The organism is Bacillus sp. J33, from assembly GCF_000518885.1.
Lineage (GTDB): Bacteria > Bacillota > Bacilli > Bacillales > Cytobacillaceae > Cytobacillus.
In genome coordinates, this window is the sequence record NZ_KI912519.1 from 155,512 (window position 1) to 171,023 (window position 15,512).

At 42.3% G+C, this 15,512-nt stretch carries 12 protein-coding genes and 1 pseudogene; 1 reads left to right on the forward strand and 12 read right to left on the reverse strand.

What is annotated here, in order from left to right; all coding sequences use genetic code 11:
* Positions 1-2: 2 nt before the first annotated feature.
* The 11 genes from rlmN to L634_RS0130280 form a co-directional block, all read right to left on the reverse strand.
* Positions 3-1,088: a 23S rRNA (adenine(2503)-C(2))-methyltransferase RlmN gene (gene rlmN / locus L634_RS33705; protein WP_026585589.1), complete on the reverse strand. Its 1,086-nt coding sequence runs from the start codon at positions 1,086-1,088 to the stop codon at positions 3-5.
* Positions 1,089-2,444, reverse strand: a complete 1,356-nt coding sequence (gene rsmB, locus L634_RS33710; RefSeq protein WP_026585590.1) for a 16S rRNA (cytosine(967)-C(5))-methyltransferase RsmB — start codon at positions 2,442-2,444, stop codon at positions 1,089-1,091.
* Positions 2,441-3,391 (reverse strand): methionyl-tRNA formyltransferase, encoded by a 951-nt coding sequence (fmt, locus tag L634_RS0130240; protein ID WP_026585591.1) that lies wholly within the window; start codon positions 3,389-3,391, stop codon positions 2,441-2,443. Before fmt ends, rsmB begins: the two co-directional genes overlap by 4 nt.
* The gene (gene def / locus L634_RS0130245; RefSeq protein ID WP_026585592.1) at positions 3,388-3,873 is read right to left on the reverse strand and encodes a peptide deformylase; all 486 of its coding nucleotides are present in this window, start codon (positions 3,871-3,873) and stop codon (positions 3,388-3,390) included. Before def ends, fmt begins: the two co-directional genes overlap by 4 nt.
* Before the next feature lie 75 nt (positions 3,874-3,948).
* Entirely contained in the window at positions 3,949-6,363 is a 2,415-nt protein-coding gene (priA, locus tag L634_RS0130250) for a primosomal protein N' (RefSeq protein ID WP_026585593.1), read from the reverse strand.
* Positions 6,360-7,565, reverse strand: coding sequence for a bifunctional phosphopantothenoylcysteine decarboxylase/phosphopantothenate--cysteine ligase CoaBC (gene coaBC, locus L634_RS0130255; protein WP_026585594.1), 1,206 nt, complete (start codon positions 7,563-7,565; stop codon positions 6,360-6,362). Before coaBC ends, priA begins: the two co-directional genes overlap by 4 nt.
* 237 nt (positions 7,566-7,802) lie before the next feature.
* Positions 7,803-8,024 (reverse strand): DNA-directed RNA polymerase subunit omega, encoded by a 222-nt coding sequence (rpoZ, locus tag L634_RS0130260; protein WP_026585595.1) that lies wholly within the window; start codon positions 8,022-8,024, stop codon positions 7,803-7,805.
* A gap of 2 nt (positions 8,025-8,026) precedes the next feature.
* Positions 8,027-8,641: a guanylate kinase gene (gene gmk, locus L634_RS0130265; protein WP_026585596.1), complete on the reverse strand. Its 615-nt coding sequence runs from the start codon at positions 8,639-8,641 to the stop codon at positions 8,027-8,029.
* 10 nt (positions 8,642-8,651) lie between these two features.
* Positions 8,652-8,915, reverse strand: a complete 264-nt coding sequence (gene remA, locus L634_RS0130270; protein ID WP_026585597.1) for an extracellular matrix/biofilm regulator RemA — start codon at positions 8,913-8,915, stop codon at positions 8,652-8,654.
* Positions 8,916-8,975: 60 nt separating this feature from the next.
* Entirely contained in the window at positions 8,976-9,848 is an 873-nt protein-coding gene (locus tag L634_RS0130275; RefSeq protein ID WP_026585598.1) for a YicC/YloC family endoribonuclease, read from the reverse strand.
* Positions 9,849-10,053: 205 nt separating this feature from the next.
* Positions 10,054-12,732 (reverse strand): calcium-translocating P-type ATPase, SERCA-type, encoded by a 2,679-nt coding sequence (locus L634_RS0130280; RefSeq protein WP_026585599.1) that lies wholly within the window; start codon positions 12,730-12,732, stop codon positions 10,054-10,056.
* Between the two features lie 791 nt (positions 12,733-13,523).
* Between L634_RS0130280 and L634_RS0130285 the strand changes: the two genes are divergently transcribed.
* Positions 13,524-15,239: an Rqc2 family fibronectin-binding protein gene (locus L634_RS0130285; protein ID WP_026585600.1), complete on the forward strand. Its 1,716-nt coding sequence runs from the start codon at positions 13,524-13,526 to the stop codon at positions 15,237-15,239.
* A 114-nt stretch (positions 15,240-15,353) separates the two neighbouring features.
* On the opposite strand, the pseudogene L634_RS32105 reads toward L634_RS0130285, so the two are convergent.
* Positions 15,354-15,512 (reverse strand): annotated as a pseudogene (locus L634_RS32105) (IS200/IS605 family transposase); the annotation flags it as partial.

The following is a 15,512-nucleotide window of genomic DNA, read 5'->3' on the forward strand; positions in this document are numbered from 1 at the left end:
TGTCACCTCGTCTCCTCTTTTCGCTCCTTTGCACGAAGTTGTCCACATGCTGCATCAATATCATGACCGTGCTCGCGGCGAATTGTTACATTAATACCGTGTTTCTTTAATGTTTTTTCAAATGCAAAGATTTGATCTCTCGGTGTTCGTACATAATCTCTTTCAGGAACATAGTTTACAGGAATCAAGTTAACGTGGCACTTAACATCTTTTATTAACTTAGCCAATTCCTCTGCGTGCTCAACCTGGTCATTGACACCGCCAAATAAGCCATATTCAAAGCTGACACGCCTTCCTGTCTTATTAATATAATACCTGATGGATTCCATAAGATCAGGCAGTTTATAGGCACGGTTGATCGGCATCAGCCGGCTCCTGATTTCTGTATTTGGGGCATGAAGGGAAATAGCAAAATTAATTTGCATATTTTCATCCGCAAACTTATAGATTTTTGGGATGATCCCGCTTGTCGAAACTGTAATATGGCGGGCACCTATATTAAGACCTTTGTCATGGTTGATGATTTTTAAAAATGACAGCATATGATCATAGTTGTCAAAAGGCTCACCGATCCCCATAATTACAACTGAGCTGACACGTTCATTTGTTTCATCAAGCGCCTGTTGTACTTTTACGACCTGTGCAACGATTTCTCCTGCTTCCAGGTTGCGTTTTAACCCTCCTAAAGTGGAAGCGCAGAAAGTACAGCCGATCCGGCAGCCAACTTGGGTTGTGACGCACACTGAATTTCCGTAATCATGCCTCATCAGCACTGTTTCAATCGAATATCCGTCATGAAGTTCAAATAGAAATTTAATTGTTCCGTCAGCTGATTCCTGCTGGATGATTGTTTTAAGGGTGGTCAGTGAGAAATGCTCAGACAATATATCCCTTAACCCTTTTGACAAGTTTGTCATATCCTCAAATGATGTAACTCTTTTTGTATAAAGCCAATCAAAAATCTGCTCTGCACGGAAAGCTTTCTCATTATTTTCTTTAAGCCAGTTTTTCAACTCATGCAGCTGTAAAGTGTAAATGGATGGTTTTTGTTCGGCTGTTGTTTTTTTCTCTGTTGCTGTTTGTTCCATTTATTGCACCTTCTTTCTCAGACAGGCAATATAAAACCCATCCGAACCTATATCTTGCGGTAAAATTTGAAGCTCAAAACCGTTCACGAATGGAGCAATTGGTTTTGGCATTCTCTCCTTAACAGATAGATCGCCTTCAAAATCCGCATTTTCATTTAAAAATGACTGGACAACATGCTGGTTTTCTTCCTTGTCCACAGTACACGTACTATAAACAAGAATACCACCTTTTTTCAGCAAAGGCGAAACGGCAGCCAAAAGATTTCTTTGCACTTTTTGAAGGTGATATAAATCTTCCTCTTTTTTTGTATATTTCATATCCGGCTTTCTTCTCATCACACCAAGTCCGGAACATGGAGCATCCACTAAAATTCGATCAAAAGATTCTTTCTCATAATGCTCTTGTACCTTCCTGCTGTCAAGGACATTAGTCTTAATATTTGATAGTCCCAGCCTATTGGCATTATCATTAATCAGCTTAACCTTATGCTCGTGAAGATCCAGCGAGATAACCTGACCGGTATTTTGCAGCTTTTCGGCAATATGTGTTGATTTCCCGCCGGGAGCAGCACAGGCGTCCAATACGGTTTCATCCTGGCTTCCGCCAAGCGCATAGGCAACAAGCATGGAGCTTTCATCCTGAATGGTGATCAGCCCTTCTTTAAAGGCTTTGGAGTTAGCCAGATTGCCTCTTAGACATTTAACAGCTACAGGAATAAACGGGCTTGCTTCCACCTCAAACCCCTCTTCCTCGAGCAGCGCTATGCATTCCTCTCTTGACGCTTTTACCTCATTAATCCTCGCTGTCTGCAAAGGCGCAGTCAAATTGATTTCGCACATTTTTTTTGCTTCTTCCAAGCCGAGCTGTTCAGCCCACCTTCTTACCAGCCACACCGGATGGCTCGTTTCAATGGAAATCCGCTCAACCGGATTCTCGATTTGTTCGAGGGATGGCAGTCCTTGCCTTTGAACATTTCTCAGCACGCCGTTAACCATGCCTGAAATCCCCTTGTGTCCTCTCCGCTTCGCTATTTCGACTGCCTCAAAAATAGCTGCACGGTCAGGGACCTTATCGAGGTAAACCATTTGATAAAGGGTCAGCCTTAACAGCTGCCTAACCCAGCTTTCAATTTTCCTGTTTCCTTTTAAAAAAGGTTCTAAGTAAAAATCAAGTGTCATCCGGCGCTGAAGGGTCCCGTATGTTAATTCCGTAAGCAAGCCAATATCCCTCTGGCTGATTTCATTCTTCTTTATGGTATTGTTCAGCAGAAGATTGCTGTAGGACTGGTTTTTCTCAATGGTTTCCAGCAGTTCTAATGCGGCTTCTCTGACATTTTTAGTTCTTTGCTTTTTCATTCGCTGTCTCCCAGACGGTCACCGGCAGAAAAATGTGAACCGGCCCCTCTTAAAAATTGTTCCGCAGACATCTTTTTCTTGCCCGAAGGCTGCAGCTCTGTAATTTTGATGGCTGTTTGATTTCCTGTTGAAACCACTACCCCATCATCCTCAAGATGGATGACGGTACCCGGCGCCTCGCTTCCAGTTGATTTTACCTTTTCTGAACTCCAAACTTTAATCACCTTTCCATCAAATGTCGTATACGCAACTGGCCAAGGATTTAACCCTCTGATATGATTGTAGATTTCCTCCCCTGTTTTTCCCCAGTCAATCTTTTCCTGTTCACGTTTTATGTTGTAGGCAAAGGTAGCTTCCTCATCATTTTGCTTTATTGGCGTCAATTCACCATTCAGAAGCTTTGGCAGTGTTACAGAAAGGAGTTTGGAGCCTGCAGCGCTAAGTTTATCATGAAGGGTGCCTACTGTGTCCATTTCATCAATAGGCACTTCCACCTGTGTCAGGATATCGCCTGCATCAAGCTTCTCAGCCATATACATGATGGTAATGCCCGTTTTATCCTTTCCCTGTAATATGGCATAATGAATTGGTGCTCCGCCCCGAAGCTCAGGAAGTAACGAGGCGTGAACATTGATGCAGCCATATCCCGGTGCTTCCAGAAGCTCTTTTGGCAAAATCTGTCCAAACGCTGCTGTTACTACCAGATCAGGCTTAAGCGCAAGAATTTTTTCCAGTTCTTCAGGCTGGCGTATTTTCTCAGGCTGATAGACAGGAATCCCCTGTTTTTCAGCTTCCACTTTAACGGGCGGAGGAGTAAGAACTTTCTTTCGCCCTACCGGCCTGTCAGGCTGTGTAACAACTCCAATTACTTCATATCCATCCTTTATGATTTGCTGCAATACTGGTACAGAAAAATCGGGTGTTCCCATAAATACAATCTTTGTCATTCAGCTTCCAATCCTTCCAACTCATCTTCATTCAAATACTTGGTCACTTTTGATGTAAATAAGACTCCATGCAAATGATCAATTTCGTGCAGGATCGCCCTTGCCAAAAAGTCTTCGGCTTCTAGCGTGTAGAATTTCCCTTTGCGGTCCTGTGCCTTTATTTTTACATAGTCAGGCCTGGTAACTTCCCCATACAAACCTGGAAAGCTTAAACAGCCTTCTGGGCCAGTCTGTTCTCCATCGGTTTCGAGAATTTCCGGGTTGATCATTTCTATTGTGCCAAATTCATCATCTATATCAACAATGGCGATTTGCTTGCCAAGTCCGATTTGGGGAGCGGCAAGCCCGACACCATCAAATTCAATCATTGTATCATACATATCATTTAATAATTTGCCCAGCTTTTTATCAAAAACCTGAACAGGTTCACATTCTTCTTCCAGGATTTCAGCCGGGTACGTGACAATTTTTTTTACCGCCAAAACATTTCCTCCATCTTCATCTATTTTCAACCATTTTTTGATTATTCATAACCATGGATTAACCCTATAAAGGATCTACATTAATATATAAGGATTAAGGTCCATGGAGATTGCAAGGCCCCCAGTGGCCATTTCCTGCTGATAATTATCAAGGATTTTCTTCAGGGTGCGGCCAAGCTCCGGTTCCCGCTTGTATTTTATCAGACATTGATAGCGATATCTATTATTGATACGAGGTATAGGCGATGCAACCGGCCCCAGCACAATGCTCTCTCCAGAAAGCCTTGACTGAATATATTGTGTGATCTTTTCTGTTACGGAAACAGCCTTCATTAATTCTTCATGGCTGACGGTGACAAGGGAGATATAGTAGAAAGGAGGGTATCTATGGATTTTGCGGACCATCATTTCTCTTTCATAAAACTTGTCGTAATTCTGCTCTCCTGCTAGCTCAATACTGTAATGTTCCGGAGTATAAGTCTGTATAATGACCTCCCCTTCCAGCTCATGCCTGCCTGCGCGCCCGCTTACCTGAGTCAAAAGCTGAAAAGTCTTTTCAGAAGAGCGAAAATCAGGGAGGTGCAGCATGGTATCTGCTGAGAGGACTCCTACCAATGTAATATTGGGAAAATCAAGGCCCTTAGCAATCATTTGAGTGCCAAGAAGAATATCGGCATGACCATCCTGAAATTGATCAAGGAGCTTTTCATGGGATCCTTTCCTGCTGGTAGTATCTACATCCATTCTAATGACCTTTGCTTCGGGCAAAACCTTTGCCAGTTCCTCTTCCACCTTCTGAGTACCAGTACCAAAATAACGGATATGCTCACTTTCACATTCCGGACATGTATTTGGCACAGAGGCTTCATGTCCGCAATAATGGCATTTCATCTGCTGATTAAACCGGTGGTAAGTTAAGGAAATTTCACAATTGGGGCAATTAATGACATAACCGCAATCCCTGCACATAACAAAAGAAGAATGCCCTCTTTTATTTAGAAATAAGACAGTTTGCTCATTTTTTTCCAAACGATCCTTAATTTTCTCAAGCAGCAGCCTGGAAAACATCGAGCGATTGCCCTCGCGCAGCTCTTCTCTCATATCAATGATTTCAACAGAAGGAAGGGCCTGGTTGTTCATCCTTTTAGATAGTGTAAGAAGCTGATATACTCCTTTTTTCGCCCTTGCAAATGATTCGAGAGAAGGGGTTGCACTGCCAAGAACCACCGGACACTTATGTTTTCCGGCTCTTTCAATGGCTACATCCCTGGCATGGTATCTTGGGTTTTCCTCTTGCTTATAGCTAGTCTCGTGCTCTTCATCAATGATGATGATTCCCAGTTTTTCAAAAGGAGCAAAGATTGCAGATCTCGCTCCTACAACGACTTTTACTTCCTTTCTTTGAATCTTCCTCCATTCATCATATTTCTCCCCTGCAGAAAGGCCGCTGTGCAAAACAGCAACCTGATCGCCAAATCTCCCCTTAAAGCGTTTGACCATCTGGGGCGTTAAAGAAATCTCTGGAACAAGTACGATCGCTTCTTTTCCGTCCTGAAGAACTCTTTGAATGGATTGAAGATATACTTCTGTTTTTCCGCTTCCTGTAACCCCATAAAGCAAAAATGTTTCATGCCTCTTATCTTCAATGGAATCAAGGATCGGAATAATTGTTTTTCTCTGTTCTTCAGTTAATGTCAATGGCTCTGTTCTTTCAAATTCCCGGTCCCCAAAGGGATTTCGGTAAATTTCTACTTCTTTTTGGCCAAGCATCCCCTTTTGCAACAGCCCTTTTATAGTAGATGAGGTAATTCCGAGCAAAGAAAATAGCTCTCTTTGCTCGACCGGGCCGCCCCCATTTTGAAAGTATTCAAGCACTTCTTTTTGCTTTGTTGCATTGCCTGGCAGATTCTGAATGTATTCGGCTAGCTCATTTCGGTCTGCAGCAAGAAATACCTGCTTTACTTTCTTCTTTTTCACTCGTTCTTTTACTTGATAAACAATTTCAATATTTCCCTTCGATGCTTCTTTTTGCAAAAGCGGAAGATCTCCACCCTTGACTGCATCCTCCCAGGTGATTGCATCAGCAGCTTCAAAAATAGTGCCTACTCTTTCGGGCAGCAGCTTGCGGTCTGCGCCTTCCGCAAGAACTAGCTTTTTTTCATATTTTGCTTTTAAGGCTGCTGGCAGCATGGCCTGATAGGCTGATATTTTATAGCACAAGGTTTTTTCTGTAAGCCAATCCCCAAGGGTCAGAAGTTCCCGGTTTAGAACAGGATTTAAGTCCATGGGTTCCACAATAGATTTTAATTGATTAAATTCGGATTCTGTTTTTAATCCCGTAACAAAACCTTGAATCTTCCTTGGGCCAAATGGAACAATAACCCTCATGCCTGGCTGAATGACACCTTCCAAATGGCCAGGGATTTTATAGTCAAATGCGCGGTCTGTCTGTTTTGCAGGAACATCGACAATTACACTGGCAATATTCATTTTTGTTCATCCTTTAGCAGGATCGCAGCTTCCTCAAGAATCTTTGCAGCAACTTCTTTCTTTGACAAAAGAGGCAGCTCCTCAAAAGTGCCATCCTTCTTAAATAAGGTTACAATATTGGTGTCTGTGCCAAATCCGGCACCTTGTGAAGTTACATTATTGGCAACAATCATATCGGCATTTTTTCTCTTCAGCTTGCCTTGAGCATATTCGTCGACCCGTTCAGTCTCTGCAGCAAAGCCTATTAAAATTTGGCCTTTCTTTTTTTGGCCCAATTCGAACAAAATATCATTTGTCCTTTCAAGCTCCAATACCTCGTCTCCCGGCTGTTTTTTCATTTTTTGGCTATGGCTTACTTTAGGGCGGTAGTCCGACACCGCGGCTGTCTTAATGACAATATCAGCATGTTCAAATTCGGCCATTGCAGCCTGATACATTTCTTCGGCGCTTTCCACATTAATCAGCTTTACGCCTTCAGGAGCTTTTATGGAAACTGGACCTGAGATGAGTATTACTTCAGCTCCGGCAGATACCGCTTCTTCTGCAATGGCATAGCCCATTTTTCCAGAGGAATGGTTTGTAATGTAGCGGACCGGATCTATCTTTTCCCTTGTAGGACCTGCTGTAATCACAATCTTTTTGCCGGCAAGCTCCTTAGGCTTGCTGAAAAATAAGCTGATTGTCTCTGTAATTTTTTCAGGTTCCTCCAGCCTGCCTTTTCCAACATACCCACAGGCAAGGTAGCCTTCAGAAGGCTCGATGAATCTGCAGCCAAAGCTGTATAATGTTTCAATGTTTTTCTGGACTGCCGGATGGCTATACATATGTACGTTCATTGCAGGGGCAATCCAAATAGGAGAAGTTGACGCCAATAAGGTTGTTGTAATCATATTGTCCGCTATTCCGTTTGCCAGCTTTCCAATCACATTGGCAGTCGCCGGAGCAACGAGGACCAAATCTGCCCAATCCGCCAGGTCAATATGGGCAATGACCCTTGAGTCTTTCTCATCAAAGGTATCTGTGTAAACATCGTTTCTTGACAATGCCTGAAAAGTTAATGGAGTAACAAATTTTGCGGCAGATTCGCTTAAAATAACTTTTACATTTGCTCCTGCCTGGGTTAGCTTGCTTGTCAGCGCCGCTGCTTTGTAAACAGCTATCCCTCCTGTAACGCATAATAAAATCCTTTTGCCTGTCAGCATGATAAGACCCCACCAATCTAAGCTAATATATTTCTTTTATATTGATTAAGCCAGCTCTCTGAACATATTAATTAAACCGGCACATTTTCTTTAATTGAATGCCTGGCAAGTAAAAAGCCATGCTATTTTTATTATGCAAGAAGAACAGTCAATTTTCATCTATTAAAACCGTAAAGCTCTATTATCATTAAAAGAAATAAAAATAACAACCTTTTGAAAGGTTGTTATTCAGCGATTTTACTCATATGATTCCTTGGCCATTTTCTCGCCTAATCGGTAATGAAGCTGGTCTGCATTGATTTCTTCAAGGGCTTTTCCTACATTTTTATGTGATTTATAGCTATCAAGCTGCGGCACTGCATTTAATTGCAGCTTTCGTGCACGCTTCGCGGCTACGGAAACAAGTGAATATTTGGAATCAATCTTTGTCATTAAAGAATCAATAGAAGGATAAAGCATTTTTAATCTACCTCCAGCATCTTTTTATATTTAGGTTCTACACGTTCCCTGCGGCAATGTTCCGCTACCACGATGGACTTAATCCTGTCGCAGGCAAGTTCGATTTGATCATTCTCCACAACATAATCATAGAGAGTCATCATTTCAATTTCTTCTTTTGCTACACTCATGCGATTGTTAATTATATCTTCGGTCTCTGTTCCTCTTGTAACAATGCGGTTTTTTAGCTCTGACAAGCTTGGAGGTACAAGGAAAATAAATAATCCATCAGGGAATTTCTCGCGGACCTGGCGTGCCCCCTGTACTTCAATTTCAAGGAAAACATCCTTCCCTCTATCGAGAGTTTCCCTTACATAATCTACCGGGGTACCATAGTAGTTCCCGACAAATTCAGCATATTCCAGCAGTTTATCCTGCCTGATAAGCTCTTCGAATTCCTCACGTGTCTTAAAAAAATAATCAACGCCATCTACTTCTCCCTCTCTGGGAGCTCTCGTTGTCATGGAAATCGAATATTCAAACGAAGTATCTTGCTGTGAAAAAATTTCTTTTCTTACTGTTCCTTTTCCTACACCTGAGGGTCCGGATAGAACAATTAATAACCCTTTTTCTTTCATTTAAACAATCCTACCCTTCCTCAATAATTTCATCACGGTCATTTAAACGGTGTGCAACAGTCTCAGGCTGGACAGCAGACAGAATAACATGGTCGCTGTCCATAACGATAACAGCCCGGGTGCGCCTCCCGTATGTCGCATCTATTAAAGAGCCCCGGTCACGTGCGTCCTGAATAATCCTTTTAATTGGGGCAGATTCAGGACTTACTATAGATATTATCCGGTTGGCAGATACAATATTGCCAAAACCGATATTGATCAATTTAATTGACATTTGGGTCCTCCAATCATCAGTTATTTATTTTGGCCCCCAGAGCAGCAATCTAAACAACTGCTATTCAATATTTTGAATTTGTTCCTTCATTTTTTCAAGCAAACTCTTTATTTCAACTACTTCAGCAGCAATGGCTGCATCATTTGCCTTAGAGCCAATTGTATTGGCTTCCCGGTTCATTTCCTGCAAAATAAAATCAAGTTTCCTTCCAACCGGCTCTGAAATTTGAAGCGTCTTTTCAAATTGGCCAATATGGCTTTGAAGCCTTGTCAGCTCCTCATTTATATCTGCTTTATCCGCGAACACCGCAACTTCTGTTAAAATACGCGGTTCATCAACCTGGCCATCAAGATATTCTTTTATCCTCTTTTCGAGTCTATCCTGGTATAACTGAACCACTTTAGGTGCATACTCCCTTAGGATGGCTACCCTTTTGCTTAACAGACCAAGGTGGCTGCGGACATCTTTTTCCAATTCAAGCCCCTCTGCTTTCCTCATTTCAGCCAATTGCAGGCATGCTTCTTCAGCAGCAGCAAGGACGAGCTGGCCCAATTCTTCATTGCCGGCCTCCTTTTCCTCAATGCCGATCAGTTCCTCCCGAATGACATCCTGAATGGATAGTTCATGTTGAATATTGTACTTTGTTTTTATTGCAGTTATGTATTGATAATATTCATCTAAAAGTTCCCAGTCAACATTTACTTTCCTGCTGGCCAGGCCATCACCTTCAATTGTTATGTAAACTTCTATTCTTCCTCTTTTAAGATGCTCACCCAGCTTTTTCTTGATTTTATCTTCCATTTGCATCAGCTGTCTGGGCATACGAATTTGAAACTCGGAAAAACGATGGTTTACTGTTTTAATTTCGACAGTAATGGAATATTGTCCGGAATCTTTCTTGCTTCTGCCAAAGCCAGTCATACTTGCTACCATTTTGTTACACTTCCTTTGGGAAAAGCACAGCTTTTTAGAAACTCTTGTCTGCACTGTATACTTCAACAGTCTAAGCAGCCATGATGACTGTGCAGTCTATGAATAAAGATAAAGTAAATTAATGGGGATTTATAACTTGCATTTTTTTGTGCAAAAAAGAAAGGTAATAGAGCCTTCTCTACTACCTTAAGGATTATAACACATTTTATTTTGTTTTTCTTGCCAAAAATGTACCTGCCAGCAAAAATGTTGGAATGGCTGACAGACCTGTGATCATTAGCCAGTCTCCCAGTTCAATTGGTACAGTGTGGAAAATCGGCTGAAGAGGAGGATAGTATATAACCACCAGAACTAGAACGAGCGACGAGATAACTGCCCAAACCAAGTATTTATTGCCAAGCGGGTTTCGTGAAAACACCGATTTCTCACTTCGGCAATCAAACACATGGATCAGCTGCGCCATGACAAGGGTGGCAAATGCTACAGTCTGGGCGTATGCAAGATGGTCTGGGTTTGCTTTATAAGCAAAAATAAACGCCAGCAATGTGACAAGCCCTATTAAAAACCCTCGGGATACTACCTTCCAGCCAAGCCCTCTTGAAAACACACCTTCCTTCGGACTTCTCGGCTTTCGTTTCATTACATTTTCCTCTGGCTTATCGAGCCCGAGAGCCATTGCCGGCAGGCCATCCGTAACAAGGTTTACCCAGAGAATTTGAATTGGCACTAACGGCAGAGGAAGAGCGAGCAGCATGGCGAATAGCATTACAAGAATCTCTCCTACATTTGAAGCAAGCAGGTATCTGATAAACTTGCGGATGTTTTCGTATATATTTCTTCCTTCTTTTATAGCTGCTTTAATGGTAGCAAAATTGTCATCAAGCAGCACAAGAGCGGACGCTTCTTTAGCTACATCGGTTCCTGTTATGCCCATTGATATTCCGATATCCGCTGCTTTTATGGCAGGTGCATCATTGACTCCATCCCCTGTCATAGCTACTATATGCCCTCTATTTTGAAGTGCTTTTACAATTTTAAGCTTATGCTCAGGTGAAACCCTTGCAAAAACGGCTACATCTTCAACGACATTTTCCAGGTCTTCTACAGACATTTCGGATAGGTCCTTTCCCTGGAGAACTCTAGATCCCTGTGTTAAAATGCCCAGCTGTTTGGCGATTGCTTGCGCTGTAATCACATGGTCGCCTGTGATCATGACTGTTTTTATGCCGGCTTCCTTGCACTCCTTTACAGCTTCCCTTACTTCTGGTCTTGGCGGATCAATCATTCCCTGCAGGCCAATAAAAGTTAACCCCTGTTCCGCCTCTTTTTCATCAAGTATGACATTCTTAGAGGGGATTTCCTTAAAACCGATTGCAATCGTCCGTAAAGCCTGCGAAGCAAGATCCTCAATAGCTCCCTGTATTTCCCCAGTGAGCTCTCTTGAAAGGATTTGGCGTTTCCCATCCCAAAGAACTGCTTCACTTTTTCCGACCAAGACATCAGGCGCGCCTTTTGTCACAATAAATTGTCTGCCATTCTGGTCCTTAATGACAACACTCATCATTTTCCTTGCAGAATCAAATGGAAACTCATTAATAATCCGGAATTGATTTAACAAACTGCTCCTGTTATAGCCCGCCTTCATTGCAGCTACAAGCAGCGCCCCCTCTGTCGGATCCCCATCAATAACAAACTCATTATTTTTCTGCTGGATTTCTGCATGGTTGCACAGCATCCCAAACATCAGCATCTGCTGAAGGGCTTTATCACTTTTAGGTTCAATTTGATTATCATCCCGGTAAAATTGCCCTTGCGGCTCATAGCCAACCCCATCAACTTTCCACTCTTTTCCGCCGCTCCAGAGGCGGGTAACTGTCATTTTATTTTGAGTCATGGTTCCTGTTTTATCAGAACAGATAACAGATGCACATCCTAGGGTTTCGACCGCAGGGAGCTTTCGTACGATGGCGTTTTTCTTAATCATCCTTTGGACACCAAGGGATAGGGCGACCGTAACGATGGCAGGAAGACCTTCAGGTATGGCTGCGACAGCCAGGGAAACACCAGCAAGGAACATTGTATACAGCTCCTGGCCCTGAGCTACCCCAGCAGCCACAACTAGCACTGTCAGTAATATTGCAGCCGTTATCAGAATTTTCCCAAGCTGTTCCAGCCTGCGCTGCAAAGGTGTAACCATTGTTTCCGCATTTTGCAGCATATCGGCAATCTGGCCCATTGCTGTATTCATTCCTGTACCCACTACAACACCTAATCCGTTTCCGCGGGTCACCATGGTACCCATGAATGCCATATTTTGCATATCCCCAATTGCAAGGTTAGCCGTTTTCAAAGAGCCTGTTGTTTTAGCTACAGGTAAAGATTCACCCGTTAATGCAGATTCCTCAATTTCCAGGCTGTTGGATTCTACTAATCTGACATCTGCCCCAATCCTATCGCCTGTAGAAAATTTAAGCAGATCACCGACTACAACTTCTTTCGAAGGAATCTTCTTCCACTGCCCATCCCTTAGGGCGATGACTTGAGGAGCTGATAACTCTTTAAGAGCGTGAAGGGACTTTTCTGCTTTCCTCTCTTGAAAAAATCCTAAAAAACCATTTATAACTACAATCGCAATAATAGCTATCGCATCTATATATTCACCAAGGAGCCCTGAAATCAAAGTAGCTGCCAATAAGACAAGGACCATGAAATCTTTGAATTGACTAAAAAATAAGAGCAAAGCCGACTGCTTTTCTCCCTCTTGCAATTCGTTATAGCCATATTGTTTGCGCCGTTTCTTTGCATCATCCTCCGTTAAGCCCGCCTTCATATCGGTATTTAAGGCTTGCTCGACCTCTCTTTCGTTCATCTCATGGAACTTCATCCGGACATCACACTTCCTCCTTTGTGGTTTGAGAAAAGCGGAGAGCGGCTACGGAATGAGGAAAACCGCTGTGAAAACAAACGGCATCCCTTTCACCAGCGCTCACAGCTAGACATTAAAGAGAATCCGCCATGGGCGGACCGTCCTGCTTCTGCTGCTAAAATTCAAGTGAAGCAGAGTTGTCCAATCTCACTCTAAAGAAAGCTTATTCAGCCCCGTCCAAAAAAATGCTATTATTAAGTTAGAAAAGCAGAATTGCTTAGTCTATCATGCAGTTACCTTTTAACTGAGATTTATACTTAGTTTAACTGCCTTATCAATCTTTTGAATCAGTTAATATCATTACCGGGGGATTAACTGCTATTTTTGCACCCTGGACAGATTTTCGGCGTTATTCTGCTGGATTAACTGCCATTTTTACTCCTTGGGTCCAATTATCGGCGTTATTCTGCTGGATTAACGACCATTTTTACTCCCTGGGTCCAATTATCGGCGTTATTCTGCTGGATTAACGACCATTTTTACTCCCTGCTTCCAATTATGGCGTTATTCTGCTGGATTGACTGCCATTTTTACTCCTTGGGACCGATTTTCGGCGTTATTCAGCGGTATCATTTTGCTTTCCCTCTTTGGGTTCCGACATTCGGTATTAATCGTTTGCAAATCAGAACAAGTCCTTTAGGTTTGATTTTTATGAAATAAATGAAAAAATAATTCTAGAACTCTGCAGCAAGCTGCCAAGTTAACAGCTTAAAATAAATGCAATTTCCAATAGAAGAGGATGTTTCAATATGTCATTTGATGGTTTATTTACAAGAGCTATGACCAAAGAGCTCATTGAAACTTTAAAAGGCGGAAGAATCAATAAAATCCAGCAGCCTTACAAAAATGAAATTATTGCAGTTGTGCGGGCAAACGGTAAAAACCACAAACTTTTGCTGTCCGCCCACCCAAGCCATGCCAGGGTCCAAATTACTAATGAAGCACACGAAAACCCTTCAGAACCGCCAATGTTCTGTATGCTTTTAAGAAAGTATCTTGAGGGGTACATACTTGAGGATATCCATCAAATTGGTTTGGACCGAATTATCGTATTTGAAGTTAAAGGAAGAAATGAGATTGGAGATACATCGTACAAACAGCTGATTGTTGAAATAATGGGACGGCACAGCAACATTACTCTGGTGGATAAAGCACGAAACATTATTCTCGACAGCATTAAGCATGTTTCATTTGCGGTAAACAGCCATCGTGCCATTTTGCCCGGACAGGAATATGTTCTCCCTCCTTCCCAGGATAAAACTAATCCCTTTGCGGCTGATGAACAGGAAATTTTACGCAGAATTGACTTTAACAGCGGTAAAATTGATAAGCAGCTGGTTGCCAGCTTCGCTGGAATTTCCCCGCTGTTTGCGAAGGAAGTTATTCACCATGCAGGGCTTGCTAACCGGACGACTGTACCCAAAAGCTTTCTGCATTTCATGGGTCTGGTAAAAGAACATTCCATAAAACCTGCCATTACAGCCGGGGAGCAAAAAGAAAGCTTCTACTTATTTCCGCTGCAGCATATAAAAGGAGAAAGCCGCGAGTTCAATTCTCTAAGCGGAATGCTTGACCGCTATTATTTCGGCAAAGCTGAAAGAGATCGGGTCAAACAGCAATCAAATGACCTTGAGCGTTTTATTGTGAATGAAAAAGAAAAAAATGAAAAGAAAATTGAAAAGCTGAAGAGAACATTAAAAGAAGCGGAAAATGCCGATAAGCATCAATTGTTTGGTGAATTGATTACAGCAAATATATATGCCATCCAAAAAGGGATGAAAGAAGCTGAAGTTATCAATTATTACGACGAAGAGGGCGGAACTATTGTAATTCCTTTGGATCCTCAGAAAACTCCGGCCGAAAATGCTCAAAAATATTTTACAAGATACCAAAAAGCAAAAAATGCCATTGTTGTGGTAAATGAGCAAATTAAGAAAGCGGAAGAAGAAGCAGCTTATTTCGATTCGCTCCTGCAGCAGGTAGAAACAGCTTCAACAAAGGATATTGCAGAAATTAGAGAGGAACTTGTTGAAGGCGGTTATTTAAGAGAAAGACAAAAACGCGGAAGCAAGAAGCAGCAAAACCTTAAGCCATCTCTTGATCGCTACGCTGCCACAGACGGGACAGAAATCCTTGTTGGAAAAAATAATAAGCAAAATGACTATTTAACAAATAAAGTCGCGGCTCGGGATGAAATCTGGCTCCATACAAAAGATATTCCAGGATCACACGTACTCATCCGCAGCAAGGATCCGGCCGAACAAACCATCCTTGAAGCTGCCTCCCTTGCAGCTTATTTCAGTAAAGCACGAAATTCAAGCTCAGTTCCAGTCGATTTCACCCAAATAAGGCATGTAAAAAAACCAAGCGGTGCAAAGCCTGGATTTGTGATTTATGACCATCAGCAGACGGTTTATGTGACACCGGATGAAGAGACCGTTTTGTCTTTAAAGCAAAATTCATGATAAAAAGTAAGTATCCGCCCGTAAAACGGGCGGTTTTAATTTCGCCCTATAAGGGCACTTTACTGACAATCCCCTAAAGGGGACTCTAAATTGACCGTCAACCGTTCACTCCTGTCACTTATCTTTAAATGGATCGACGTATTCCCTCTTTGTCATATGGTCGCGTAATTTATCCTCAGCTTCCTGCTCGCGGATATATTTTGCTACTGTTTTCTGGTTGAGTCCCACCGTACTCACGTAATATCCCTTAGCCCAAAATGTGCGGCTTCCGTG

Coding starts and splice junctions, on each gene's coding strand:
- L634_RS0130285 (WP_026585600.1), top strand. CDS start 13,524: ATGTCATTTGATGGTTTATTTACAAGAGCTATGACCAAAGAGCTCATT.
- L634_RS0130280 (WP_026585599.1), bottom strand. CDS start 12,732: ATGAAGTTCCATGAGATGAACGAAAGAGAGGTCGAGCAAGCCTTAAAT.
- coaBC (WP_026585594.1), bottom strand. CDS start 7,565: ATGCTGACAGGCAAAAGGATTTTATTATGCGTTACAGGAGGGATAGCT.
- rpoZ (WP_026585595.1), bottom strand. CDS start 8,024: ATGCTTTATCCTTCTATTGATTCTTTAATGACAAAGATTGATTCCAAA.
- fmt (WP_026585591.1), bottom strand. CDS start 3,391: ATGACAAAGATTGTATTTATGGGAACACCCGATTTTTCTGTACCAGTA.
- gmk (WP_026585596.1), bottom strand. CDS start 8,641: ATGAAAGAAAAAGGGTTATTAATTGTTCTATCCGGACCCTCAGGTGTA.
- rlmN (WP_026585589.1), bottom strand. CDS start 1,088: ATGGAACAAACAGCAACAGAGAAAAAAACAACAGCCGAACAAAAACCA.
- priA (WP_026585593.1), bottom strand. CDS start 6,363: ATGAATATTGCCAGTGTAATTGTCGATGTTCCTGCAAAACAGACAGAC.
- L634_RS0130275 (WP_026585598.1), bottom strand. CDS start 9,848: ATGGTAGCAAGTATGACTGGCTTTGGCAGAAGCAAGAAAGATTCCGGA.
- remA (WP_026585597.1), bottom strand. CDS start 8,915: ATGTCAATTAAATTGATCAATATCGGTTTTGGCAATATTGTATCTGCC.
- rsmB (WP_026585590.1), bottom strand. CDS start 2,444: ATGAAAAAGCAAAGAACTAAAAATGTCAGAGAAGCCGCATTAGAACTG.